Below are 25,696 nucleotides of genomic sequence, written 5' to 3' on the forward strand. Positions count from 1 at the left end.
TGAGCGCCGCCGTACTGTTCACCAGCCCAAAAGTACAAGTGGCTTTGCAGTACGACATCGCTTAGAATTTGCGTTAGTTCTAAATTTTACAAGGAGAATCCGATGCGTAGCCGAGTTTTACTCACTTTAGCCGCACTGTTTCTGACCGCGACCAGCGCGCAAGCAAATACGGTTACATTTACTTCGCAAACGTTTCAGCAAACCGCCGACGGACAAAGCTTCGAATTTATAATCGATAACGCCCCACTCGCAGCGTTGACCGAGGGCTCGCTTTGGATTCACGCCCGCGGCGACTACAGCGAGAACTCCGATCTGGAAAACATCGCGTTCAGCATTGACGGCGTCGCGTTTCCGGATAATGCGTCCCCTTATTTCGGCGGCATCGTCTCCAATTCGCACCACCAAGACGTCGTCGAATGGAGCCAAGAATTTGTACTGGATGGCGCCGATCTGGTGAACTGGACCAGCGACAACAAAATTGTCATTTGGTTGAATTTATCGAGCGACGTTGAATTTAACTTGCATGCTGGCGGCTTCACTGCCCAGTTTCCGCCGTTCGTCGAAGCAAGGCTGACCTATAACACGCCAGCCGTACCTCTGCCGGCCGCCGCTTGGCTGTTTGCCGGCGGCTTGTTGGGCGTATTCGGTACCGGCAAATATCGTAAATCCAGCTGACTTAGCTAACCACCCCACATAAAAAAACCGGCTTAAGCCGGTTTTTTTATGTGGGGTGGTTAGCCAGATTAATGAACGTGGCTATCGGCGTGTTGTAGCTCGGGCAACGTCGTCGTAATACCCGTCGCGAGTAGTGTACCGGCATTTACGCTGAAGCTGCCGCTAACACTATCCCCATCACCATCTGTGGCAGTGAAACCGAAATTCAATTGCAGCGTTTGCGAACTTGCCGCCTGATATTTCAACCCACCCAGTTCAAACTTGCCCGCAGTGATATCGATCTTCAGGGTATCGAAACCACCATTGACGTTAATGGCTGGGGTAAAGCCGCCGGAAGGCATTGTCACATTATTCCGGCTGCCAACGACGGCTCCGTCTTTGTAAGCAGTCCAACTAAACCGATCCGGACCGGCGAGATCGGCATTGATGTCATTCATTTGCACTGCATTGACCACCCCACCGAACTTAAAGGTCAAGGTTTCACCACGATCCAAAGCGTTGTCGTTGACGCCGATATGATTGGCAGGACTCAACACCAGGTTGCTCCCCTGCACTACTAGCGAGCTTCCGAAGGCGATCTGCGACGCGGAAACGCTCGTGGCGTTCTCAAAAGTCAGTGTTGTCGGCGTTGGAGCCGGTATATCCAATACATCGTACAGAACCAACTTGTAAGCCCCGTCAACTGACCCGGGCTCCGTAGGCTCAAGAGAAAACACAGCACGATCGATTGACTTTTGATCAAGATAATTGGCCTCGGTGGTAAGACCACCTTTATCAACAAAAGCGTAAATCTCCTGCAAATTATCGCCGTTGCTATCGAAAACCAAATAAGAAATACTGTCTCCGCGCGAGGTTAATGCACCGTTGTTATTCACTAAAGTTACGCCGCCGGAAGCTCCGAAACCGTCGAATCCCAAATCATAATCAATCAAGCCGGACAAGACTTGGTCGGGCTGAGCAACATTCTGTACCTGGCCATTGCTGTTGGCTACCCTTGGCCCGTCGTCGTAAACATCAACCCGGAAAACGGCATTCGCGACTTCCCCGTTCGTTCCGGTCAATACCGCGGAAATATCGTATTGGATTGGCGCCGAAGCGGCGTCTGCCGCCCCGGGATGGGACAATGCGCCCTTCAACGCAAACTCGTAGCTACCGTCGGCATTCACCGTGATCCGATAAGTACTGGCATCCAACGTTTTGCTGGCAGCGTCCCAGGTTGCTCCCGTCGCCGCCAAAGTTACCGAAACAGGGGGCTGACCGTCGATCAACAAAGATCCGGAGCCGGTCGGCTCGACTAATACAGCGCCACCTGTTTGATCCAAATTGCCGTTAGTCTCGTCGACTACCGCGTTAGTCGCCACCACGGTTGGAATATAGTCGACGGTGACGGTGGCCGGGTTCGAGACCAGGCCCAGGTTGTCGGCCACGGTGTAGCTGATCGGGGTCGGGTCGCCGGTGAAGCCGGCGGCCGGGGTAAAGGTGATGGCGCCGGTCGCCGGGTTAACCGTCCAGGTGCCTTGGCCCGCTACGACCAGCGGTTGGCCGGGGCCGCCGCTGCCGACGATCGTCACGCTGGCGGGGTTCAGGCTGCCGTCCGGGTCGTTGTCGTTGCCCAGCACGTCGAGCGTGACCGGGGTGCCGGCGGCGATGCCGCTGGCGCTGTCATTCGCGGCCACCGGCGGCCGGTTGTAGTCGACCGTCACCGTGGCCGGGTTCGAGACCAGGCCCAGGTTGTCGGCCACGGTGTAGCTGATCGGGGTCGGGTCGCCGGTGAAGCCGACGTCCGGGGTAAAGGTGATGGCGCCGGTCGCCGGGTTAACCGTCCAGGTGCCTTGGCCCGCTACGACCAGCGGTTGGCCGGGGCCGCCGCTGCCGACGATCGTCACGCTGGCGGGGTTCAGGCTGCCGTCCGGGTCGTTGTCGTTGCCCAGCACGTCGAGCGTGACCGGGGTGCCGGCGGCGATGCCGCTGGCGCTGTCATTCGCGGCCACCGGCGGCCGGTTGTAGTCGACCGTCACCGTGGCCGGGTTCGAGACCAGGCCCAGGTTGTCGGCCACGGTGTAGCTGATCGGGGTCGGGTCGCCGGTGAAGCCGACGTCCGGGGTAAAGGTGATGGCGCCGGTCGCCGGGTTAACCGTCCAGGTGCCTTGGCCCGCTACGACCAGCGGTTGGCCGGGGCCGCCGCTGCCGACGATCGTCACGCTGGCGGGGTTCAGGCTGCCGTCCGGGTCGTTGTCGTTGCCCAGCACGTCGAGCGTGACCGGGGTGCCGGCGGCGATGCCGCTGGCGCTGTCATTCGCGGCCACCGGCGGCCGGTTGTAGTCGACCGTCACCGTGGCCGGGTTCGAGACCAGGCCCAGGTTGTCGGCCACGGTGTAGCTGATCGGGGTCGGGTCGCCGGTGAAGCCGACGTCCGGGGTAAAGGTGATGGCGCCGGTCGCCGGATTGACGCTCCAGGTGCCTTGGCCCGCTACGACCAGCGGTTGGCCGGGGCCGCCGCTGCCGACGATCGTTACACTGGCCGGGTTTAACGTGCCGTCCGGGTCGTTGTCGTTGCCCAGCACGTCGAGCGTGACCGGGGTGCCGGCGGCGATGCCGCTGGCGCTGTCATTCGCGGCCACCGGCGGCCGGTTGTAGTCGACCGTCACCGTGGCCGGGTTCGAGACCAGGCCCAGGTTGTCGGCTACGGTGTAGCTGATCGGGGTCGGGTCGCCGGTGAAGCCGGCGTCCGGGGTAAAGGTGATGGCACCGGTCGCCGGGTTGACCGTCCAGGTGCCTTGGCCCGCTACGACCAGCGGTTGGCCGGGGCCGCCGCTGCCGACGATCGTCACGCTGGCGGGGTTCAGGCTGCCGTCCGGGTCGTTGTCGTTGCCCAGCACGTCGAGCGTGACCGGGGTGCCGGCGGCGATGCCGCTGGCGCTGTCATTCGCGGCCACCGGCGGCCGGTTGTAGTCGACCGTCACCGTGGCCGGGTTCGAGACCAGGCCCAGGTTGTCGGCCACGGTGTAGCTGATCGGGGTCGGGTCGCCGGTGAAGCCGACGTCCGGGGTAAAGGTGATGGCGCCGGTCGCCGGGTTAACCGTCCAGGTGCCTTGGCCCGCTACGACCAGCGGTTGGCCGGGGCCGCCGCTGCCGACGATCGTCACGCTGGCGGGGTTCAGGCTGCCGTCCGGGTCGTTGTCGTTGCCCAGCACGTCGAGCGTGACCGGGGTGCCGGCGGCGATGCCGCTGGCGCTGTCATTCGCGGCCACCGGCGGCCGGTTGTAGTCGACCGTCACCGTGGCCGGGTTCGAGACCAGGCCCAGGTTGTCGGCCACGGTGTAGCTGATCGGGGTCGGGTCGCCGGTGAAGCCGACGTCCGGGGTAAAGGTGATGGCGCCGGTCGCCGGGTTAACCGTCCAGGTGCCTTGGCCCGCTACGACCAGCGGTTGGCCGGGGCCGCCGCTGCCGACGATCGTCACGCTGGCGGGGTTCAGGCTGCCGTCCGGGTCGTTGTCGTTGCCCAGCACGTCGAGCGTGACCGGGGTGCCGGCGGCGATGCCGCTGGCGCTGTCATTCGCGGCCACCGGCGGCCGGTTGTAGTCGACCGTCACCGTGGCCGGGTTCGAGACCAGGCCCAGGTTGTCGGCCACGGTGTAGCTGATCGGGGTCGGGTCGCCGGTGAAGCCGACGTCCGGGGTAAAGGTGATGGCGCCGGTCGCCGGATTGACGCTCCAGGTGCCTTGGCCCGCTACGACCAGCGGTTGGCCGGGGCCGCCGCTGCCGACGATCGTTACACTGGCCGGGTTTAACGTGCCGTCCGGGTCGTTGTCGTTGCCCAGCACGTCGAGCGTGACCGGGGTGCCGGCGGCGATGCCGCTGGCGCTGTCATTCGCGGCCACCGGCGGCCGGTTGTAGTCGACCGTCACCGTGGCCGGGTTCGAGACCAGGCCCAGGTTGTCGGCTACGGTGTAGCTGATCGGGGTCGGGTCGCCGGTGAAGCCGGCGTCCGGGGTAAAGGTGATGGCACCGGTCGCCGGGTTGACCGTCCAGGTGCCTTGGCCCGCTACGACCAGCGGTTGGCCGGGGCCGCCGCTGCCGACGATCGTCACGCTGGCGGGGTTCAGGCTGCCGTCCGGGTCGTTGTCGTTGCCCAGCACGTCGAGCGTGACCGGGGTGCCGGCGGCGATGCCGCTGGCGCTGTCATTCGCGGCCACCGGCGGCCGGTTGTAGTCGACCGTCACCGTGGCCGGGTTCGAGACCAGGCCCAGGTTGTCGGCCACGGTGTAGCTGATCGGGGTCGGGTCGCCGGTGAAGCCGACGTCCGGGGTAAAGGTGATGGCGCCGGTCGCCGGGTTAACCGTCCAGGTGCCTTGGCCCGCTACGACCAGCGGTTGGCCGGGGCCGCCGCTGCCGACGATCGTCACGCTGGCGGGGTTCAGGCTGCCGTCCGGGTCGTTGTCGTTGCCCAGCACGTCGAGCGTGACCGGGGTGCCGGCAGGAATGCCGCTGACGCTGTCGTTAGCCGCGACCGGCGGCAGATTTCCGCCGGTAATCTGCTCCCCCGGCAATGTGCCAGGGTTTAGTAACAGCACTTCCGGGACGATATTGTTGAATGCCACACTTGGGCCGGTGGTATCGAAACCGTTGGTCACCGGCGCCACCGGATTCAGATAGTCGACGCTGACCGGCACATGGCCTTCGTTACCGGCAACGCCGCCTGCGGCGCCGGCAGCCGGGGCTCCTGCCGCAGTCGGATCGGCTATTTGGGTCGGATCGGCGCCCGCTAGCAAGGCTGCTTGAATATCTTCAACCGAGGGACCGGCCGGCGGCGGATTCTGCGCAACCACCGCCTCCTCCCGCTCTTGCTCCTGCAACACCGCGCCGAGTTGCATCCGGTCATTACCCCCCATATCCACGGTGGAGCCATCGGCCAGCTGAATCACGATGGCACTGCCGGCAGCGGTGGCAAGTATGTCGGTATCGAACACCTTGTCGCCGGCTTGCAATACACGGGTAGTGCCGTCGGCCGCCGTGGCGCTGACCGATCCGCTCACTAGTTTTACAATGCCGAGTTCTTGAGCCATGCTCTGCTCCGAGTTAGTTCAGCCAAAAAGTGTAATAGTAGGCCAGCCGGGCAACTCAGTACAGTAGCAGGGCGAAAAAATCGCCCATTCCACTGTCAAGAGCTGCAAGACAGCATTGAACAGCCCGCCCGTTGCTTCGCCCAATCCGGCCGTTTTTCGGCGAATCGCTCGCGGCCCGGCTGTTCGGCATAGGGGTTTCGCAAAACCTCTAACAATTCACCGACCAAATCGAAATCTCCCTGCTCCGCCTGGTCTATCGCCAGCTGTGCCAGATAATTCCTCAACACGTATTTCGGATTTACCGCATTCATCCGCGCCCGCCGGACATCGCGATCGCTACCATCCTGCCGGCTACGTTCGCAGTATCGCTGGAACCACGCCACCGCCCGATTGCGCTGCTCTTCTGCGATGGCAGCATAGCTGTTGTTTTCCAACATCGTTAGAAAACCGGCAACCGCCACGGCCGGGTCGCACGGATCGAGCTCTGCCAATTGCCGATAAAACAGGGTCATATCAACTTCGGCGGCTTGTAGCAGTTGTAACAAATCGCTAACCAGTTCCTGGTCATTGTCCGTATCGAAACGGCTCAAGCCCAATTTGGCGGCCATCGTGGCGCGCCATTCCGCTTCGAAGGTTTCGCTAAACGTCAACAACGCCTGCTCCAGCGCTTCCGCACGCATCACTAACGGATAAATCGCGTTTGCCAGTTGCACCAGATTCCAGTAGGCAATCTTCGGCTGATTGCCGAAACGGTAGCGCCTCCCTTGGGCGTCGGTGGTATTCGGGGTCCAATCCGGATCATAGTTTTCCAACCAGCCGTAAGGACCGTAGTCGATGGTCAAACCCAGAATGGACATGTTGTCGGTGTTCATCACGCCGTGCACGAAACCGACCCGCTGCCAATGCACCACCATTTCGGCGGTGAGCCGGCAGACTTCCTCGAACCAACGCAGATACACCTTAGGACTCGGCTCACCCAATTCCGGAAAGTCGCTGCGGATCGTGTAGTCGGCCAATTTCTTCAACGACTCCAAATCGTCGCGGGCGGTAAAAATCTGGAAATTGCCGAAGCGGGTAAAAGACGGCGCCACCCGACACACCACGGCACCCGGCTCCAATTGCGGATTGCCGTCATAGAACATGTCGCGCACCACGTTCTCGCCGGTCAGAACCACACTCAACGCACGAGTGGTCGGCACGCCCAAATGGTGCATTGCCTCGCTGCACAGAAACTCGCGAACAGAGGAACGCAACACGGCCAAACCGTCGGCGCTGCGCGAATACGGCGTCCGGCCGGCCCCTTTCAATTGCAGGGTTCGGCGGCGTCCGTCGGGACAGACGGCTTCGCCGAGATTGATCGCCCGGCCGTCGCCGAGCTGGCCGGCCCAATGGCCGAATTGGTGGCCGCCGTAACACATCGCGAAAGGCTGCATTCCGGCCGCCAGGCGGTTGCCGGCAAACACTTGACAGAAGTCTTCGGACAGGCAATCCTGGTCCGAAAGACCCAATTCGGCCGCCACTTCAGCCGAATAAGCCACCAGGCGCGGGCTTTTCACCGGCGTCGGCTGCACCAATGAATAGCAGGCGCCGTAAACCTGGCGGCGAAAATTATCGGTTTCGGTGTCGCCCGGCAGTTCGCGGACGAAACGGTTATCGAATCTGAGGCAATCGAGAGAGTAACTATCGGCGTGGGTGAGCATCTGGGCATCCGGGTTTTGGCTAAAAAGTTTACGGGTGGTAACCGGAAACAGCTAAGATAAACCGTTAAACGCTAGTTTAAGACCATCAATTTTCCTGAAGGCAATGCTTATGAAAAACCATTTCATCAAACTCAATCCGCGCACTTTAACGTTAACGTCGCTATTGCTGGTTAGCGCCTTATCGACAACGCAATTGACCGGTTGTTTCACGGTCGGCCAGGAGTTTGCAGCAAATCACGTGCCGGAAATCAAAATCGGCCAAACCCGCAAGCAGGACATTACCGAAATGTTCGGTACGCCATGGCGCACCGGCATGGAAGACGGTAAACCGACCTGGACCTACGGCATTTACAAGTACGCTTTGTTCGGCGGCACCGACTCACAAGACTTGCTGATCCGTTTCGACCCGCAAGGCATAGTCCGTTCCTACACCTTCAGCACCACCCGCAAATAGACGCCACCTGCATAGGTCTCATCGTGCCTTGCTTCGCCGGTCTTGACGGCCGGCGAGCTCGAACTGCCGCAGCCGGTTAACAGCCCTAGCGGTCGGCAATCCGCCGCATAAACAACATCGCCAGAGACAACAGGCTAAAGCCAGCCCCCGCATAAAATGTCGTCGCCGCACCCAGCCGATCCCACAATAAACCGGCCAGCACGCTAGCCAGCAACATCGCCACTCCGCTGACCAAATTGAAGAATCCGAACCCGGTCCCGCGCAAATCCTCGGGCGCGGTGTCGGCGACCATTTTCGCCAACAAGCCCTGAGTCATCCCCATGTGCAGCCCCCACAAGCCCACCCCGGCCAAGGTCACCTCCCATCGGGCGCTGAATGCCAAGGTCAAATCGGCGCCGATCAGTACGAGCAAGCCCCAGGCCAATAAGGTTCGGTGCGACATCCGGTCCGACAATCGCCCGAACGGATATGCGGTCGCCGAATAGACCAGGTTCATGGCCACCATGACCAAGGGTACCAGCGCGATCGCCATGCCGCCCTGTTGCGCACGCAAAACCAAAAACGCTTCGCTGAATCTGGCCAGCGTAAACACCGCGCCAATTGCCACGACCCACCAATATTCTGACCCCAAACGCTTTAGGTTGCTGCGATGAATCGGATTGCCGCGCTTGGCGCGCTTCACATTGGCCGGCTCTTTGACGCCGAACGACAGCATAGCTACCGACAGCCCGGCGGGCACTACCGCCACCCAAAACACCGCGCGAAAATCGTCGGCCCATGCCAACATTAAACCGACCGCCAGCAGCGGCCCCAGGAAAGAGCCGACCGTATCCAGCGACTGCCTGAGCCCGAACGCCGCACCGCGAATCTCGATCGGCGTCACGTCGGCCACCAGCGCATCCCGCGGTGCGCCGCGTATCCCCTTACCGACCCGGTCCAACAAACGCGCGCTCAACACCATGTCGGCACTGGCGGCCAGCGCAAACAACGGCTTAGTCAGAGCACCGAGGCCGTAACCCAGCAAAGCCAAGCTCTTGCGCTTGCCCAGGTAGTCGCTGAGCGTGCCGGAAAACACCTTAACGATCAGCGCAGTCGCCTCGGCCGCGCCTTCGATCAAGCCGATACTGAGGCTGCTGGCGTGCAATACCGAAACCATGAACAGCGGCAACAGACTATGGATCATCTCCGACGAGATATCCATCAGCAGGCTGACGCAGCCCAAGGCCCAAACGCTGGCCGGAATTTGCCGCCACACCGGGCGGGAACCGCTTTGTTTCATACGCTCGCCATATAAGGTTTTTACAGGCCGAAGGCAGCAACGCCATTCCCCAGCCGATTGACAATATCCGTTAGCGGTGTAACCGTAAGCCTTTTTACGCTAACAGGAGAGCTACATGATATCCCGCTTATTGTTTTTGACATTATTCTTCAGTTCCGGGTTACAGGCGGCATTGCACGAACAGAGCGTCAGCTATCAGGCCGGCGGCACCACGTTCAAAGCTTATTTGGCGTGGGACGACGCCAAGGGCGAGAAGCAACCTGGGGTAATGGTCGTACACGAGTGGTGGGGCTTGAACGATTACGCCAAGCAGCGGGCGAAAATGTTGGCGGAACTGGGCTATACCGCGCTGGCGGTGGATATGTACGGCGACGGCAAATTCAGCGAACATGCGGCAGAGGCATCGGCATTCATGGCCAGCGTGGTCGAGCGGGCCGGCGTCTCCGAACAACGTTTTGCCGCCGCCGAGGCGTTTCTGAAACAACAGCCTAGCGTCGATCCGGGCAAAATTGCCGCGATAGGTTACTGCTTCGGTGGCGCTACGGTATTGAACATGGCCAGACAGGGCGGCGACTTGGCCGCCGTGGTCAGTTTCCACGGCAATCTGGCGACCAAAACCCCGGCCCAGCCCGGCAAAGTCAAAGCCAAAATCCTGGTGCTGAACGGCGCCGCCGACGAGTTCGTTACTGCAGACAGCATTAGCGCGTTCCAGGCGGAAATGACTGGAGCCGGTGCCGATTACCGCTTCGTCAACTATCCCGGTGTCCGTCACGGTTTCAGCAATCCGGACGCCGACCGGCTGGGCAAGGCCAATAACCTGCCGATCGCTTACGACGCCGATGCCGACCGGCAATCCTGGGCGGCGATGCAGGAACTATTTCGAACGGTTTTCGGGAAATAAGAAACGGCGAACCGCTGGCACGGCCCGTCTCGCCGTCAACGTGCAGTTGGCGGCGCCAGGATACGAAAGCCCGCATCCCATGCGGGGCGCAAACGCCCCGCCCACCCATCGTGTCCTAGCGGGTACCGAACACGACGATGGTTTTACCGTGAGCGGTAATCAAACCTTTGTCCTCCAGCTCCTTCAACACCCGTCCGGCCATTTCCCGCGAGCAACCGACGATGCGGCCGATTTCCTGGCGGGTGATATGCAATTGCATACCGTCGGGATGGGTGATCGCATCCGGCTCCTTGCACAGATCCAACAACGTCCGGGCAATGCGGCCTTCAACGTCCATAAACGCCAAATCGCGGTATTTACGACTGGTGATCAATAAGCGAGTGGAAAGCTGCTCGCCCAATACCGTCAAAATTTCCACGGCATGATCGCGCAAATCGGTGTTGAGCAGAAGTTTGAAGCGCTCGTAACCGATCTCAGCCATCTGGCATTTGGTCCTAGTCTTAACCGACACGCTGCGGGTTTCGGCGTTTTTGAACACGCCGATCTCGCCGACGAAATCGTGCTTATTCAAATAGGCCAGAATCAGTTCGCGGCCTTCTTCATCTTCGACACTTACGCTCACCGAACCGTCGACAACGAACAACAACTTATCGCCGACGTCACCCGGACGAACGATGGTTATTTTGGCCGGATAACTTCTAACGTGACAGAAACGTAGAAAGGCATCCAGGGCGGCTGGAGATATTTTGTTTTGTTTAACAAAGCTCATAAGTTGTAATAATTTTGTGAACTAGTTTGTGTACTCTACCAAGGTGCAGTAGTTTTAGAAAAAAATCAAGACATTTGACAGGTTCGTTGTAAAATCCGCGCCAATTTTCGTTTTTGGTTGGGATTATTTATGCAGGCAACGATTAAATGGGTCGACGGCCGGCTGTTTGTCGGAGAATCCGGCAGCGGTCACACCGTCGTGATGGACGGACCGCCGGACCACGGCGGCCGCAATCTCGGCGTGCGGCCGATGGAAATGTTGTTGCTGGGCGTGGGCGGCTGCTCCTCGTTCGATGTGATCGATATTCTGCAAAAAGGCCGGCACGACATTGTCGATTGTACGGCAGAACTGACCGCGGAACGGGCCGACAGCGTACCCGCGGTCTTCACCAAAATCCATCTGCATTTTAAAGTGACCGGCAGAAACCTGCCCGCTGCTGCAGTGGAACGGGCGGTGAAATTGTCGGCCGAGAAATACTGTTCCGCGTCGATCATGCTAGGCAAAGCGGGCGTGGAAATGAGTCATGATTTTGAAGTTATAGAGGGCTGACCGGTTGAGCAAGTTACAATTACACGGGTTTAACAACCTGACCAAATCGCTGAGTTTCAATATCTACGATGTGTGCTATGCACCCAAAGAGCAGGAAAAAGCCTACATCGAGTACATCGACGAAGCCTACAACGCCAAGCGTCTGACCCAGATTTTGAAGGACGTCGCCAACATCATCGGCGCCCAGATTCTGAACATCGCCCACCAGGATTACGATCCGCAGGGCGCCAGCGTGACGATGCTGATTTCGGAAGGCGCGGTGATTCCGGCCGGCATGAACTCGGAATCGCCCGGCCCGCTACCCGACACCATTTTGGCCCATCTGGACAAAAGCCACATCACCGTGCATACCTATCCGGAAAGCCATCCGGACACCGACATCTGCACCTTCCGTGCCGACATCGACGTCTCGACCTGCGGTCAGATTTCGCCGTTGAAAGCCCTGAATTACCTGATCCACAGTTTCGAGTCCGACATCGTGATCATGGACTACCGGGTGCGCGGCTTTACTCGCGATATTTCCGGCCAAAAGCATTACATCGACCACAAGATCAACTCGATTCAGAACTACATCGCCGAGAGCACCAAAGAGCTGTATCAAATGATCGACGTCAACGTCTATCAGGAGAACATCTTCCACACCAAGATGATGTTGAAGGAAACCGAGCTGGAAAATTACCTGTTCGAAAAGGAAAGCAACTTCAGCGAAGACGAAAAGCAGGAAATCCAGGAAATGTTGCAGGACGAGATGGCCGAAATCTTCTACGGCCGCAATTTCTCCTAATCTGGCTTGCACTAAAAACGGCCGCTACGGTCTCCACCGTCGCGGCCGTTTCTATTTAACGGGTCGACTTTTGGGCGTCTTCCTGCATCCGTTCTTTGTGTTGCTGACGCAATTCGTCCATTTTCCGCATCTGCTCCGGGTTTAATACCTCTTTGATCCGGCTGTGCGATTCTTCATGGATGGCCCGGAATTTCTCGTGCTGTTCCTTGAAAATCGCTTCCAATTTGGTTTTTTGTTCCGGGGTCAATTGCAGTAATTGCGTCAAACTTTCCAGTTTGTGGTCGACCGGTTGGCCGTAATCGTGTTCGCCGGTGTAAGAGAACACCGTCAGCGGCATGGCCAAAAATATTGGGTACAGCCATTTTGTTTGCATTGGGTTATTTCCTGTAAGTTGGATTGAAAGGACGGGGACGGTCAAAGAAAACCGCGGCAGCTGGGACGACGCTCAGTCCGCCAGCGGGTCCTGCGCCGGGCAACAGTCGATGCTGAAACGTTGCGGCGCTTCGCCCAATTGCAACGCCGTCAATTGGCCGCCCCACAGGCAACCGGTATCGATCGAATAACAGTTGTGGCCTTCGTAATAGCCCAAGGTCGACCAATGGCCGAAAATGATCCGCATGTCCCGACTTTTCCGACCCGGCACCTGGAACCACGGCAGCAAATGTGCGGGCTGTGTACCCGGCGCGCCCTTCTGGCCGAAATCCAACTCGCCGGCGAGCGTGCAATAACGCAAGCGGGTAAAACAGTTAACCGCAAAACGCAGTTTTTCGATCTTGGGCAAATCTTCCCGCCACAGCGCAGGCTTGTTGCCGTACATCGAGCGGAAAAACCGTTCGTAATCGGCGCCCTGCATGGCTTGCTCGGTTTCGCGCGCCATCTGCTCGGTCGTGGCCAAATCCCATTGCGGCGGCAGGCCGGCGTGCAGCATGCAGAAATCGCCGTCGCGGTAAAACAAACGCTGGTGGCGCAGCCAGTGAATCAGCTCGTCGCAATCCTCGGCCCGCAAAATAGCGCCCAAGGTATCTTTTTTGCCGGCCTTGCTCAGCGACACCACGGTCGCAATCAAATGCAGATCGTGGTTGCCCAGCACAGTGATCGCCGCATCGCCGAGGCCTTTAACGAAACGCAGCGTCTCCAGCGACTTGGGCCCGCGGTTGACCAGATCGCCGGCCAGCCATAGCCGGTCCTGAGCTGGATCAAACCCTATCTGGTCCAGTAGCCGGCGGAATTCGTCGTAGCAGCCCTGAATATCACCAATCGCATAATCTGCCATCAGTGCAGGGTTCTGGGAATCGACAAGGTAAATTTAGGAATGGCTGCGTTGAAATTTTCGCCGGTATCGGCCTGCATCTGGTATTTGCCCTGCATCACGCCGACCGGCGTTTCGATCATCGCCGCACTGGTATAACGGAACGAATCGCCCGGATTCAGATGCGGATGCTCGCCAACCACGCCTTCACCGTTGACTTCCTGGACCTTGCCGTTGGCATCGGTGATCAGCCAGTGCCGGGTCAGCAATTTGGCCGGCGTGGAACCGACGTTGGTAATCGTGACGGTGTAAGCGAACACGTAACGGTTCTGTTCCGGCGAGGATTGCGCCTCGACGTAGTAAGGTTGCGCTTCAACTAAAACTTTGTTTTTTTCGCTCATTGATGGATCATGTAAAACGGACTTTCGGTTATTTCAACCCAACTGGTAACCAAACGCAAGCAATCCCATGAACATCCGCAGATTTTGGGGCGCGGCCCTGCTGGCCCTGCCCTTGGCGGCGTTTGCCGAAGACGTCAAAGACCTGTTCGCCGCCGCGGCCGCCGGCAAAATCGAACGGGTCGAATCATTGCTGGCACAAGGTCTGGATGCCAACGGCAAGATCGACCAAGACCGTACCGCATTGATGGCAGCCAGCTTCAACGGCAACATCAGAATCGTCAAAACCTTGCTGGCTTACGGCGCCGATGTCAATCTGGCCGATAAACTCGGCGCCACGGCGCTAACGGATGCGGTAATGTTCGGCAACCCGGATCTGGTCGGCGTGTTGATCGCCGCCGGCGCCAACGTCAACGCCACCGACGCCCAAGGCGTGAAAGTCCTCGACAAAGCCAAAAAGCTCGGCCGCGACAACATCGTCAAATTATTGGAAGCAGCCGGCGCCAAAGCCCAAGAGGCGAAAGCCGAGGAAGTCACACCGTCCGAACCTCAAGCCGAAGCCAACTCCGAAGCAAAACCCGAAGAACCGAAAAAATGACTCCACCCAAACCTGTGCATATCCATATCCTCGGCATTTGCGGCACCTTCATGGGCGGCCTGGCCCTGATCGCCCGCGAACTCGGCTACACCGTCAGCGGCTCCGACCAGAACGTCTACCCGCCGATGAGCACTCAGCTCGAACAGCAAGGCATCAAGTTGATGAACGGCTACAAGGCCGAGAATCTGGACGTCAAACCCGACTTGGTCGTGATCGGCAACGCCATGTCGCGCGGCAATCCGGAAGTCGAAGCGGTATTGAATCTGGGCCTGCCCTATATCTCCGGTCCGCGATGGCTGGCCGAACATGTGCTGCAACACAAATGGGTGTTGGCGGTCGCCGGTACCCACGGCAAAACCACCACCACCAGCATGCTGAGCTGGATTCTGGAATACAACGGTTTCAAACCCGGCTTTCTGATTGGCGGCATACCTTTGAACTTCGGCATTTCCGCCCGGCTGGGGGAATCGGATTTCTTCGTCATCGAGGCCGACGAATACGACTGCGCCTTTTTCGACAAGCGCTCGAAATTCGTGCATTACCGGCCGCGCACTGCGATTTTGAACAACCTGGAATACGACCACGCCGACATCTTCGAAAACCTGGATGCCATCAAAAAGCAGTTCCACCATTTGGTCAGAACCGTCCCCGGCCAGGGTTTGATCATCGCCCCGGACTGCGAAAAACACGTCGCCGAAGTATTGGCGATGGGCAGCTGGACCCCGGTGCAACTGACCGCGATCGATGCCCCGGCGCCGTGGCAAGCGCAATTGCTGGCCGCCGACGGCAGCCGTTTTGCGATCCATTTCGAAGGCCAAAACCAGGGCACCGTGGCATGGGCACTGACCGGCCGGCACAACGTCTACAACGCCTTATCCGCCATCGCCGCCGCCCGCCATGTCGGCGTGGCCCCGGCCGACGCCATCGCCGCGTTGGCGCAATTCCAGAACGTCAAGCGGCGAATGGAAGTCATCGTCAAGAAAGCCGGCGTCACCGTTTACGACGACTTCGCCCACCACCCGACCGCGATCCAAACCACGCTGGACGGTTTGCGCAAACAAGTCGGTAACGAAAAAATCCTGGCTATCGTCGAACCCCGCTCGAATACGATGCGCCTGGGTGTGCATACCCAATCCCTGGCCGAATCGTTGAGCCAGGCCGACCGCGCCATCATCTACCAGCCCGACAATCTGGGCTGGGATTTGAGCCAATTGCTGAAATACGCCAATAACATCGAGATTTGCAACAGCCTGGATTCGATCGTGAACGCGATCCAAGCCGAGGCCGGCGGCGTCTGTCACGTCCTATTGATGAGCAACGGCAGCTTCGGCGGCATCTACCAACGCCTGCGCGACAGCCTATGAGCCACCGCGTCGAAATCCGTTACTGCACCCAATGCCGCTGGCTGCTGCGCGCGGCCTGGATGGCGCAAGAGCTGTTGACGACCTTCGATAGCGAATTGAGCGAACTGGCGCTGCAACCGGGCACCGGCGGCATTTTCGAAGTGTCCGCCGACAGCGTGTTGGTCTGGTCGCGCAAGGCTGAAGGTCGCTTCCCCGAAATTACCGAATTGAAACAGTTGGTCAGAGACGTGATCGCGCCGGAGCGGGATTTGGGCCATATCGACCGCAAGCCCGCGCCGCAGTCTTGAGAGGGCTCGGCTATCTTGTTGATCGGCACAAAATCGCTGGGACAAATTCCTAATCCGCGCAGATACCGACAGAGCCAACGTCCGTCAATACCAAACCTTAAACATTAGAGTTTTACAGCCAACGAGCGAAGGCGCTCGGAATTGGCAAAAGCTCTACCACCCACCCAACGCAAAAATTTCTCAGTTCCGCAGTGAAAATCTTCTGACTCCAAAAATACCGAGTAGCCCGGTCGCCATCAGCGGCAATGCGGGCGGTACGGGAACCGGCCGAATGTTTAAAGAGACCGTATAACCGCGTTGAATAAAACTATCGTTTTCCAATGCGAGGTAAGCTTCCCATAAAAGAGGATCGTTGCCGATTTCATCTGTAAGCTCGGGCAAGATACAGGCGGAGCAAGCCCCTCCGATGGCCATTGAATAAACGCCTTTCGGAAGGAAAATATTATCAAGTGAGACTGTCCTGCTGCCGCTGTCCACCTCGCCTGCGTGCATCAAGTATTTAACGGTACCGATATCACCATCATCGTTGGCCATGGTGACGTCTCCCAATGCATTCCAACGCCCTTCTTTGCCTTCAGGCGGCGGCAGGACTTCCGATGAGTCATGTGCTAATTCGGGTAGCAAGCCGCTGTAAAGGGTGAAGGCAGGCGTTAAATCCAATTTGCCGTCTTGAATTTTCGGCCTTACATCTTGGACCGCCTCATCCCATTCCAAAACATAGCCGGATATTCCTCCCGAGATACTGATGCTGACATATGCTCCTCCGGCACTATCGACTTCGAATTTTTCCCATGGCAAAACACTGTGGCTGTCCCCCCAATTTTCGTCAGCCGCATCCGCCCAAGCAGCGTTTCCAGCAACGGAGCCGCGAAAATTATAAGTAATTGAGCCGTCAGTTTCGGTAACCGCATTACCAAATGCGTTGTGCACAGGATCCGTCACCATTAAATTCGTGTAGCTAATATGGGCAAATGTTCGCGGTGCGAAACAAGACAATATCAGTGGGAATAACAGCACTTTAAATCGAAAAGTCATGTGAATATCCATAGCATTGTGGCTGGGTAATTGAGGGAAAGAGACGAGAAATGATCAACTATCTCAAAAAATCGATGCAGCACGGAGTATGCCAAACCGCCAACTTTATTCCGAATAATCATTTCAAACTATAACCCCCGCATGTCAAACCGGGCTTTGGCGGCAGGTTTTACTAAAAACAACCAATAACACCAGACGCTTAACTAAGCACAGGCGACATCAATAACCCCGCCGGCTCCTAGCTTAACTTCCGATCTGGGGATACTCTGACAGCCGCATTAGCAGATCAATTTTTGCGCATATCATTTAAACTGTGTTATTTAATACTGTTTAAGTGATATACCACAGAACCATGAAAAAAATTCTTGACAGGAGTTATTAGAAAATATCGCCCACCTGTTTCAAAATAACGCTGACTTTATAGAAGAGTCGTTTTGCTGAAGACATATCTTTTACCGAATTATTTTCAAATTTCGGACACCATGCCGCATCGACGCTCATTCACCTCATTTTTAAGCGTATTGATAGCGCCTCATCTGCGGCAATTGCTTGTCGTCCAAATCAAAAAGATAATCTGCCGTGCCGCTCCGATCGCGCCAAGCAAGGTCGGCCAGAAATTCGATCAGTAAACCGGGTTCTCAGAGCGAATGATGAGTCAGGCACTTCTTAAACGCAGCCTACCGGAGCCTCGATCGATAGCGCCTGGTGCCACACACCGATGCTTGGCACAGCAACAGGAAGCAACGGGTCGAATAAATTAAACAAGTGAAGGGCCGTCTTCCGCCCGGCACAATCAATCAAGGGGGTAATCATGAATTTTCAAGATCAAGGCCATCCGTTAAGCGGCGAGGGTATCGAACAAGTGTGCAACACTTTGGGCGTTACCCAGCCCGAGGTGTGGGCGGTGCTCAGCGTGGAAACGCGCGGCTTCGGTTTTTTGAAAGACCGGCGGCCGCAGATTCTGTTTGAACGGCATATTTTTCATAATCAAACCGATGGCCGGTTCGACAGCAGCGCCCCTGACATCAGCGACAGCAAAGCCGGCGGCTACATTGGCGGTGCGGCGGAATACGACCGCCTGGACAAAGCGCTCGGCCTGGACCAGGCGGCAGCGCTGAAAAGCGCCTCCTGGGGCATTGGCCAGGTGATGGGTTTTAACTTTGCAGACGCAGGGTTTACCACCGTGGACGCCATGGTGGCCGCATTGGTTGCAGACGAGAACGCCCAGTTGCTGGCGATGGCCAATTTCATCAAAGCCAATGGCTTGGCCGGTGCGATGCAAAAGGGCAAATGGGATGCGTTTGCCCGCGGCTACAACGGTCCGAGCTTCGAAAAAAACCGGTACGACACCCGGCTGGCCGCAGCCCACGCCCAATACAAGGTGATGCTGCCGGATTTGGGATTGCGCACGGCGCAAGCAGCACTGCTGTATCTCGGCTTCGACCCCGGCACAATCGACGGCGTCACCGGCAAACGCACCCGCTCGGCAATCAGCGCATATCAAGAAAAAGCCGGCCTGCCGAAAACCGGCGAACTGGACATCACAACGGAAAGCACGCTGCTGAGCCAGGCGTTTCCATCGGCGTAGGCCCGGCCGCACATGACGCACGGAAGCCTCTATAAATTCTCGGCTTGTACTGAGTCAGGCAAAGCGTTAGCGGGTAATACCTTGATTGATAGAGGGCTTCCGTCCGCACCGAACTTATCGGAGTGCAATTTTTAGCGGCTCCCTTATCCATTCAAACCTGCCAAATCGCGCTGAAGATGAATACGCCCCAGCCGAACCGATACCGCATTTTATGGCGGCTTTTTCTGCTAGCAACGGTACTGCCGAACCTATTGGAAATGCTGCTGATTTTCGGCGCGCCGCTACCATTCGGTTTTGTCGTTCTAGTGATGCTGTCGTTTTACTACTTGCCTATTGCGGCGATTTTCGGCGACACCCTGTTTTTGACCGAAACGGTAGTGGCTCCACACGGTATACCGGGCCTGTTAGCATCTTTTGCGGTGTACTCGGCTCCGTTTTTGGTTTGGCTGCTATTACAGTCGCGGAAACGCTAACCCGGACCGTAGGGCGTTTTCGCGATAGCAAAACGCCGGGTGGTTTCGAAGTTTTGGCGGATTGTCGCTACCGCTCCGAATCCGCCTTACGAACACGCACCTTGCAATTCATCCGCCTTACGGCCATCAGGATGCTCTAAACCTGACCCTGTTCTGCTTCTGTTCTACTCCATCACCTAGCGACTTCGTGCCAATACCAACAGTTGCAGGATTAACTGATACCCGCTTAGCAATCGATACGCTTTAACCAGGAAAAAACCGGTATTTCGACACCGCTCACCTGTCATTCGGCACCTGCCGCAGACATATACCGGATTTTGTTCAATGATTAACCCGACGTGATTTATTAGCGATCAATCCAAACACCTTGATAGTGGATGATTAGTGTATTTGAAGCGTAACAATGGAGGAAGAATGGTGAATTTTTGGGGTTATCAAGTTGAGGGCAGATTACTGTTTTGGACGTTACTCGGTTTGACTGTTGCTATTATCATTAAAATCAGTCTAAAAAAATCAAGACAATTGAAATATATCAAAAATTACGAGTTTAATCCGCACATTAAGAACCGGCTAAGTAAAAAATATCCAGACCTTACTGATAACCAGATAAATCAGGTTTTACAAGAATTGCAAAACTATTTCTCAATCTATCATAAAACCGGACGCAAAATTGTAGCAATACCTTCTCTGATTGCAGATGATGCTTGGTGCGAGTTTACCTTGCTCACTCGCTCTTACTGGCAATTTTGCCGAAATGCATTCGGCCGTTTTTTGCACCATACGCCTATCAAAATCATGATCGCGACCAATCATGCGAATATTGGAATAAAAGATGCCTGGCGATTGGCTTGCATACAAGAACAAATCAATCCCCAAAATCCGGTTGCATTGCCATCGTTGTTTCAGCTCGACGTACAACTCGGCATTCAGGACGGCTTTGTCTATCGCCTCAGTAGCCCCTTGGACAAGAAGGCTCGCTGCAATTGTGAGAACAGCTTTATCTACAACTTGTATTGCGAATATACAGACAAACAATACTGCATTGAAGATATAGGGCGTGCATGTAAAGGCGAATGCATTGGCTGTTAAGCTAAAGCTGGGCCAGACAGGGTGCAGTCAGCGAGACGGCTTAATTAAATTGCCAGAAATGATTCCGGGCTTAAAAAATTCAATTCAAGATTGTGACCATGTCTCGAATAAATCGTAGATATTTGATTTTGCCATGCATAGTGTTTCTACCCGCTTGCACCATCAAAGGTTATCGCGGCCCGGAGTTAACCGATAATCAAGTGGCTACTATCGCACTTAAAGCACCTGCTATCTCTCGAGTGCCATTGTTTTGGATATTTCCGTTGAATATGTTGACTTGGTTTTCCGAAGATTGGTTTGCTACCTCATGGGGTCCAAATATTTCTGTTGAAAATATTAGTAGGGATAATTCGTGGTGGAAGCCAACAACTGCATTATTGGATCGCTTTACAAGTATTAAGTTATTGCCTGGAGAGCAGAGTCTAAAAACCACGCAGTCCGCTATTCTTCATAAAGAACAAAACGGCAACACCAGCTATTCATATGGTTACTGCTCCTGTACAGAGAAAGAGGTAGATAAAAAGAAAAAGACTGTCTGTGAACAAACGAATACAAGCACGACACCGTATCGAGTGACGGCGCAAGACCGTGTATGCTGGCTGAGCTTCACCGCTTCGGCCGGTCGACAATATGAAGCTTATATTAGAGATAACCTTATAATGCTGCAAAACTCCGTAGACCAGCACATCGATAAATCGGACTGCTATTGGGGTACGCCCTATACCTACGAAACCACCGAAAGCATTAGTAGTACTAGCAGTTGTTCCAAATAAAAAAATATTCCATTTATGAAGCCAAACATCAAAGCTACATTTTCAATTGATAAGGATTTGGAGGCGACTGTCGGTAGTAAATATCTCTCCGGCAAAGCCGGGGGCTTTATGAAGTGATCCCCACGAAAAGGTGTCAGGTCTGGAAATATAGCAAAACCTTTCAAGTACGCTTAATTTCTAGACCTGAGCCCGCCCTGTTGTACGCCGTAGGTCGTAAGTCAAGTAAATAACTCAATTTACTCGCGATTTAAACTAATACCGTCAAACCGAAAACCGGATTGAAAACCATTATTCAGATTGCCTAACCATCGACTTGGACGAAGCCGCATTACAACCATCATCACCGCACCACCATTGATCACCGCAACCGCTAACTAAAAATGCAACTAACACCAATAAAATAGTTTTGCTTGATTTCATGACAACACTCCGCTGCTTCAAATTATGATTTTGGTTTACAAACGAAATAGTAAGTTTCCATGCTAAACGTCAAAGTCAAGCATTCAAACAGTGATAACAAATACATCAGCCATAGTACGGATACTCGTGACTGAAAAATCCGGTCGGTAAAACATCAAACACGTTTGATGAACTCATCGCGGTTGGCCGGAAGGCAATAGCTACTGCTTCGATCAATAGACATACAAGTTTTAAACTAAAAAGATCGACAGCAGGAGAGCGAAATCAGCCACAACTTTGATTGTAAAAAGGGGGGGCATAAAAAGGGAGTCAGATCTAGAAATACTAGACCTTGTAATGGTCAACAAAAACCGGACACCTGTTTAGGCAGCGTTTTTCGAAAAGTCCCGCTCGAATTCGATCGGGGATTGATAGCCCAATGTTGAGTGCGATCGACGACCGTTGTAAAAAGCCAAATAGTCGATCACGCTCAGTTTCGCCGCTTCCTGGGTTTTGAATTTTTCGTAGTTGAGCTGTTCATGTTTCAAGCTACGGAAAAAGCGTTCTGTCGGCGAATTATCCCAGCAATTGCCTTTTCGGCTCATGCTCTGTTCCATCTTCATCACTGCTAAATGCTGGCGATATTCCCGACTGGCATACTGGCTGCCGCGATCCGAATGATGCAGCAGACCCGGCGGCGGTTTGCGGCGCCAGGAGGCCATTTGTAATGCGTTGACACAGAGCGAGGTCCGCACTTGTGCCCTGTGGGTATGTGGTCGTCAATCGCCCAGCCCACCACTTGCCGGGAGAACAGATCGATAACGACCGCGACATAAAGCCAGCCCTGTAACGTCCAGACATAGGTAATATCCGTGGTCCACACTTGATTTGGCTGAGCGACCTTGAATTGCCGATCCAGCCGATTCGGGGATATGGCCTCATTGTGTTTACTGTCCGTGGTCACTTTAAATCGTTTGGGATAGCGGACCTGTAATTTTAAATCGCGCATGATCCGCCCCGTTTTGAAGCGGCCGACGGCAAAACCTTGTTTCTGCAATCGATCCGCTACACGACGCGAACCAAAGCACTGCTTGTTGTCGGTAAAAAGCTGCCGCACGCTATCGGCAAGCTGTTGATCTTGATGTTTTTTGTCTTCGTCTGTCGGACTGTTACACCAAGCATAATAAGCACTGGTGCTCACCTGCATCACTCGACACAGCACGGTCACGGGATACGTCTTCTGTTGCGCCTGAATAAATCCGTACTTTATTCGGTTTCTTTCGCAAAGAAGACGGCGGCCTTTTTAAGATTTCGCGCTCCATCCTCAGTTGTTCGTTTTCCTTTCGTAACCGGACCAATTCGTCATGATCCGCCAGATTCAGGCAAGACTTTTTGGTTGCCGATTCGTTGGCCGAAGGCTTGCGTTCCGCTCGTACCCAGCGTCCTAGGGCGCTTTGCGATATGCCCAGATGATCGGCCGCTTGCTGCTGACTGTAGCCTTTTTCCAAAACCAGCTTCGTAGCATCTTGCTTGAACTCAAGGCTATATTTGGGTCGATTGTGTTTTTTGTCGTTACTCATGGTCACCTCTGCTAGCAGTATAAATTCTGCCTTTAGAAGTGTCCGGGGTTATTAGACCATTTCACCTGACCCCATTCTGTTTTGAGGCTGGTCATGCCGGCGTTTTCGGCCAGTAGCTGGCTGCCGGCGTAGGCGAAGGTTTGCAACGGTTTGCCCGGCCGGGTTTTGCCGACCCGGCGGCCGAAGGCGTCGTAGGCGTAGCCGGCCAGCGTGCTGCTGCCGCTGTTGATCTGCACCAGGCGTTGGTCCGCGGCGTACAGGTAATCGACCGGCGTGCTGAGCACATTCCAGAACGACGATTTCAGTTCGGTTTGCGAGCGGTCGATTGCGCCGCGGGCGTCGCTCCGGAAGTGGTTGAGTTGTTGGCCCGTCGCAGGGCTACCCATCACCGTCCCCAACAATTGCTGGCTGTCCGGATCGTACCGGTAATCCGCCGTGCCGCCGCCAGGGTTGGATTGCTGGGTACGGTTACCCACCGCATCGTATTGGTAGTTCTGGTTTTGCAGCGGATTGGCGTGGCTCAGAGCGGTTAGTGCTTTTTATCGACACCCCTAGACAATCGCGATCTAAACCAGTCCGCCGGTAAAGCCAAATCCGCCGCATAAGCCAGCAAAAATCCGCATTTTGCCGACCATTACGAAACGCCGCCAATCCGGCCGCCTATACTTGGCAAGTCTAAATTTTGCGAAGCGCAACCATGGCTCCGGAAGACGATATTACCCGTATGCTGCCGCTGGACGACGTCACTATCATCAAGTCGCGTCCGCAGCGCCGGACCTCGGACGACGTTCCGGAGGCTGAAGATCATTACGGCGGCGATTATGCGTTGCGCGGCGCGGTCGGTGCCGGCGGCGTCGGCCGGGTGTTGCTGGGCTTCGATCAGCGCATCGGCCGGGAAGTGGCGATCAAGGAAATGCTGGACCAGGCCGCCAACGAAGACATGGCCTTGAATGCGCGCTTTCTGCGCGAAGCCCGTATTACCGGCCGGCTGGAGCATCCGAGCATCGTCCCGGTCTACGACCTGGGCGTCAAACAAAGCGGCGCGCCGTATTACGTGATGCGGCTGGTGCGCGGCGATACGCTGGCCAAGGCCCTGAAAGAATGCAACAACGAGCCGTTGGCCGAACACGCCTTATCCAAACGCCTGGCCCTGCTCGACCGGGTGATCGACGTCTGCGAGGCCCTGGCCTACGCCCATTCCAAAGGCGTCGTGCACCGCGACCTAAAACCCGGCAATATCGTGTTGGGGCCGTTCGGCGAGACCATCGTGCTGGACTGGGGCCTGGCCAAAGTGGAAAACGAAGCGGAAACGCCGCTGCCGGCGTCGCACCCGCAACACTACGACGCCGATCTGACCCAATTCGGCGACATTCTCGGCACGCCGGCCTATATGGCGCCGGAGCAGGCCGATCCGGAATTTGGCGAGATCGATGCCCGCTCCGACGTGTTCGCCCTCGGCTGCATCCTTTACCACCTGCTGAACGGCCGGCCGCCACTGCAAGGCAATGCCGACCAGATCATGTCGCAATTGGTCTCGGCGGCGTCGATGCCGGACGCCCGCAATCCCAAACTGGCCGCTCCGGCAGAATTGATCGCGATTTGCAACAAGGCGCTGTCCAAACGCCAAAGCCTGCGCTTTAAAGACGCCGGCGCGCTGGCCGAAGAGTTGCGAGCCTTCCGCGACGGCCGCCTGGTCAATACCTATGCCTATACCCGCGGCGAATTGCTGCGTCGCTTCATCGCCCGCAACAAACTCGCGCTGTCGGCCAGCGCCGCGGTGTTGGTTTCGATCCTGGCCGGCGCCGGATTGGCTTTTAAATTCGGGCTCGAAGCGCATCAAGCCCGGCAAGTAGCTGAAGCCGAGGGCGAGCTTGCCAAACAACAGCAGCAACGCGCCGAGCAAGCGCTGGCCGACGTGACCCGAATCTCGAACGCCAACCTGAGCAGCGCCGACACGATTGCCGCCAAAATCGGCGCCGAATTGGAAAACACTCAGGCCGGCTTGGTGCAAACCGCCGCACAGTTCAAATCCGCCGCCGAACTGGCCGGCGCAGGGCCGTTACTCGAAAGCTTGTTGGCGCAATTGCCGCGCCTGACCAGCGTAGCCGCAACCCGCGCGCCGGGTACCATCGTCGCGGTAGCGCCGGCCAAATATCGGCAAGCGATCGGCAGCGATACTTCGCAATTGGAGCACAACCGGCAGGTATTGCAAACCGGCGAACCGGCCCTCAGTCGAGTCTATCCGGCACCGGAAGGCTATCAGGCCATCACCTTGGTGGCCCCTGTCAGAATCGGCAACACGCTAGCCGGCTTCGTTTCCGGACGCTTTAAAGCCGCCGAGTTATTGGGTGAGTTATTGGCGCCGGAACTGCAACTGCCGGGCCGAACCATCTGGGTGATACAGGACGACGGCTTGATTTTGTTCGATACCGACCGCGACGAAATCGGCCTGAATCTGTTCCGCGAGGAACGCTACGCCGCGTTGCCGGAATTGCGCGAACTGGCCGAACATATCGCCGCCCAGGATGCCGGCGTCGGTTATTACCAGAATCCGGCCGCATACAGCGGCCGCCGTATTGGCTCATGGGTCAGCCTGAGACCGGTTGCCAACCGGGAATGGAAAGTCGTGGTGTTGGAAGCGTGGTAAACCAGACCAGAAACCGCGAGCGCACCGCGTCCGGACCCA

Annotated in this window: 25 protein-coding genes and 2 pseudogenes; 13 read left to right on the forward strand and 14 right to left on the reverse strand. The window is 56.4% G+C overall.

Going from position 1 to position 25,696, the window contains the following annotated elements:
• The first annotated feature begins 102 nt into the window (after positions 1-102).
• Complete coding sequence (locus tag ACH518_RS02350) at positions 103-675, forward strand: VPLPA-CTERM sorting domain-containing protein (protein ID WP_445371724.1); 573 nt, start codon at positions 103-105, stop codon at positions 673-675.
• 68 nt (positions 676-743) lie between these two features.
• On the opposite strand, the gene ACH518_RS02355 is transcribed toward ACH518_RS02350, so the two are convergent.
• Positions 744-5,741 carry a beta strand repeat-containing protein gene (locus ACH518_RS02355; protein WP_445371725.1) on the reverse strand — a complete coding sequence of 1,666 codons (4,998 nt, stop codon included), beginning with the start codon at positions 5,739-5,741 and terminating at the stop codon, positions 744-746.
• A 95-nt stretch (positions 5,742-5,836) separates the two neighbouring features.
• Positions 5,837-7,441 (reverse strand): protein adenylyltransferase SelO, encoded by a 1,605-nt coding sequence (locus ACH518_RS02360; protein ID WP_445371726.1) that lies wholly within the window; start codon positions 7,439-7,441, stop codon positions 5,837-5,839.
• A 109-nt stretch (positions 7,442-7,550) separates the two neighbouring features.
• Between ACH518_RS02360 and ACH518_RS02365 the strand changes: the two genes are divergently transcribed.
• A complete protein-coding gene (locus ACH518_RS02365) occupies positions 7,551-7,895 on the forward strand; it encodes an outer membrane protein assembly factor BamE (protein WP_140914363.1) in 345 nt (114 codons plus the stop codon).
• A gap of 85 nt (positions 7,896-7,980) precedes the next feature.
• On the opposite strand, the gene ACH518_RS02370 is transcribed toward ACH518_RS02365, so the two are convergent.
• On the reverse strand, positions 7,981-9,174 hold the full coding sequence (locus tag ACH518_RS02370) for an MFS transporter (protein ID WP_445371727.1): 1,194 nt from the start codon (positions 9,172-9,174) through the stop codon (positions 7,981-7,983).
• Between the two features lie 115 nt (positions 9,175-9,289).
• Between ACH518_RS02370 and ACH518_RS02375 the strand changes: the two genes are divergently transcribed.
• Positions 9,290-10,075 (forward strand): dienelactone hydrolase family protein, encoded by a 786-nt coding sequence (locus ACH518_RS02375; RefSeq protein WP_445371728.1) that lies wholly within the window; start codon positions 9,290-9,292, stop codon positions 10,073-10,075.
• Positions 10,076-10,190: 115 nt separating this feature from the next.
• Here ACH518_RS02375 and crp read toward each other — a convergent pair whose 3' ends face one another.
• On the reverse strand, positions 10,191-10,844 hold the full coding sequence (gene crp / locus ACH518_RS02380) for a cAMP-activated global transcriptional regulator CRP (RefSeq protein WP_140914360.1): 654 nt from the start codon (positions 10,842-10,844) through the stop codon (positions 10,191-10,193).
• 129 nt (positions 10,845-10,973) lie between these two features.
• Here crp and ACH518_RS02385 point away from each other — a divergent pair, with 129 nt between their 5' ends.
• Together ACH518_RS02385 and speD are read left to right on the forward strand one after the other, a co-directional pair.
• Positions 10,974-11,393: an OsmC family protein gene (locus ACH518_RS02385; protein ID WP_140914359.1), complete on the forward strand. Its 420-nt coding sequence runs from the start codon at positions 10,974-10,976 to the stop codon at positions 11,391-11,393.
• 4 nt (positions 11,394-11,397) lie between these two features.
• Positions 11,398-12,177 (forward strand): adenosylmethionine decarboxylase, encoded by a 780-nt coding sequence (gene speD, locus ACH518_RS02390; RefSeq protein ID WP_140914358.1) that lies wholly within the window; start codon positions 11,398-11,400, stop codon positions 12,175-12,177.
• 55 nt (positions 12,178-12,232) lie between these two features.
• Here speD and ACH518_RS02395 read toward each other — a convergent pair whose 3' ends face one another.
• The 3 genes from ACH518_RS02395 to apaG form a co-directional block, all read right to left on the reverse strand.
• A complete protein-coding gene (locus ACH518_RS02395; protein WP_445371729.1) occupies positions 12,233-12,550 on the reverse strand; it encodes a hypothetical protein in 318 nt (105 codons plus the stop codon).
• A gap of 72 nt (positions 12,551-12,622) precedes the next feature.
• Positions 12,623-13,450, reverse strand: a complete 828-nt coding sequence (locus ACH518_RS02400) for a symmetrical bis(5'-nucleosyl)-tetraphosphatase (protein WP_445371730.1) — start codon at positions 13,448-13,450, stop codon at positions 12,623-12,625.
• Positions 13,450-13,827, reverse strand: a complete 378-nt coding sequence (gene apaG, locus ACH518_RS02405) for a Co2+/Mg2+ efflux protein ApaG (RefSeq protein ID WP_140914355.1) — start codon at positions 13,825-13,827, stop codon at positions 13,450-13,452. The genes ACH518_RS02400 and apaG overlap by 1 nt, the downstream gene beginning before the upstream one ends.
• Positions 13,828-13,894: 67 nt before the next feature.
• Between apaG and ACH518_RS02410 the strand changes: the two genes are divergently transcribed.
• From ACH518_RS02410 to ACH518_RS02420, 3 genes are read left to right on the forward strand one after another with little or no spacing between them, the layout of a single operon-like run.
• The gene (locus ACH518_RS02410; RefSeq protein ID WP_445371731.1) at positions 13,895-14,422 is read left to right on the forward strand and encodes an ankyrin repeat domain-containing protein; all 528 of its coding nucleotides are present in this window, start codon (positions 13,895-13,897) and stop codon (positions 14,420-14,422) included.
• Between the two features lie 14 nt (positions 14,423-14,436).
• Positions 14,437-15,786, forward strand: a complete 1,350-nt coding sequence (gene mpl / locus ACH518_RS02415; protein ID WP_445372958.1) for a UDP-N-acetylmuramate:L-alanyl-gamma-D-glutamyl-meso-diaminopimelate ligase — start codon at positions 14,437-14,439, stop codon at positions 15,784-15,786.
• The gene (locus ACH518_RS02420; protein WP_445371732.1) at positions 15,783-16,073 is read left to right on the forward strand and encodes a SelT/SelW/SelH family protein; all 291 of its coding nucleotides are present in this window, start codon (positions 15,783-15,785) and stop codon (positions 16,071-16,073) included. The genes mpl and ACH518_RS02420 overlap by 4 nt, the downstream gene beginning before the upstream one ends.
• Positions 16,074-16,253: 180 nt before the next feature.
• Here ACH518_RS02420 and ACH518_RS02425 read toward each other — a convergent pair whose 3' ends face one another.
• Complete coding sequence (locus ACH518_RS02425; protein WP_278210428.1) at positions 16,254-17,108, reverse strand: hypothetical protein; 855 nt, start codon at positions 17,106-17,108, stop codon at positions 16,254-16,256.
• A gap of 811 nt (positions 17,109-17,919) precedes the next feature.
• Between ACH518_RS02425 and ACH518_RS02430 the strand changes: the two genes are divergently transcribed.
• From ACH518_RS02430 to ACH518_RS02445, 4 genes are all read left to right on the forward strand, one after another.
• Positions 17,920-18,696, forward strand: a complete 777-nt coding sequence (locus ACH518_RS02430) for an N-acetylmuramidase domain-containing protein (RefSeq protein WP_445371733.1) — start codon at positions 17,920-17,922, stop codon at positions 18,694-18,696.
• A gap of 176 nt (positions 18,697-18,872) precedes the next feature.
• Positions 18,873-19,169, forward strand: coding sequence for a hypothetical protein (locus ACH518_RS02435; protein WP_445371734.1), 297 nt, complete (start codon positions 18,873-18,875; stop codon positions 19,167-19,169).
• Positions 19,170-19,583: 414 nt separating this feature from the next.
• Positions 19,584-20,258 (forward strand): glycine-rich domain-containing protein, encoded by a 675-nt coding sequence (locus tag ACH518_RS02440; RefSeq protein ID WP_445371735.1) that lies wholly within the window; start codon positions 19,584-19,586, stop codon positions 20,256-20,258.
• Between the two features lie 263 nt (positions 20,259-20,521).
• Complete coding sequence (locus ACH518_RS02445) at positions 20,522-21,031, forward strand: hypothetical protein (protein ID WP_445371736.1); 510 nt, start codon at positions 20,522-20,524, stop codon at positions 21,029-21,031.
• 288 nt (positions 21,032-21,319) lie between these two features.
• Here ACH518_RS02445 and ACH518_RS02450 read toward each other — a convergent pair whose 3' ends face one another.
• The 6 genes and pseudogenes from ACH518_RS02450 to ACH518_RS02475 all read right to left on the reverse strand — a co-directional run bounded on the left by ACH518_RS02450 (position 21,320) and on the right by ACH518_RS02475 (position 23,486).
• Positions 21,320-21,451 (reverse strand): hypothetical protein, encoded by a 132-nt coding sequence (locus ACH518_RS02450; protein WP_278210423.1) that lies wholly within the window; start codon positions 21,449-21,451, stop codon positions 21,320-21,322.
• Positions 21,452-21,813: 362 nt separating this feature from the next.
• The gene (locus ACH518_RS02455) at positions 21,814-22,053 is read right to left on the reverse strand and encodes an integrase core domain-containing protein (RefSeq protein ID WP_445372959.1); all 240 of its coding nucleotides are present in this window, start codon (positions 22,051-22,053) and stop codon (positions 21,814-21,816) included.
• A 21-nt stretch (positions 22,054-22,074) separates the two neighbouring features.
• Positions 22,075-22,152 (reverse strand): annotated as a pseudogene (locus ACH518_RS02460) (hypothetical protein); the annotation flags it as partial.
• Positions 22,153-22,208: 56 nt separating this feature from the next.
• Positions 22,209-22,700 (reverse strand): annotated as a pseudogene (locus ACH518_RS02465) (IS3 family transposase); the annotation flags it as partial.
• Positions 22,600-23,010, reverse strand: a complete 411-nt coding sequence (locus ACH518_RS02470) for a transposase (RefSeq protein ID WP_445371737.1) — start codon at positions 23,008-23,010, stop codon at positions 22,600-22,602. The gene ACH518_RS02470 and the pseudogene ACH518_RS02465, both read right to left, overlap by 101 nt.
• Positions 23,011-23,042: 32 nt before the next feature.
• Positions 23,043-23,486: a hypothetical protein gene (locus tag ACH518_RS02475; protein ID WP_445371738.1), complete on the reverse strand. Its 444-nt coding sequence runs from the start codon at positions 23,484-23,486 to the stop codon at positions 23,043-23,045.
• Positions 23,487-23,707: 221 nt separating this feature from the next.
• Here ACH518_RS02475 and ACH518_RS02480 point away from each other — a divergent pair, with 221 nt between their 5' ends.
• On the forward strand, positions 23,708-25,657 hold the full coding sequence (locus ACH518_RS02480) for a serine/threonine protein kinase (protein ID WP_445371739.1): 1,950 nt from the start codon (positions 23,708-23,710) through the stop codon (positions 25,655-25,657).
• The last annotated feature ends 39 nt before the right edge of the window (positions 25,658-25,696 follow it).

This window comes from Methylomonas sp. HW2-6 (assembly GCF_052474525.1).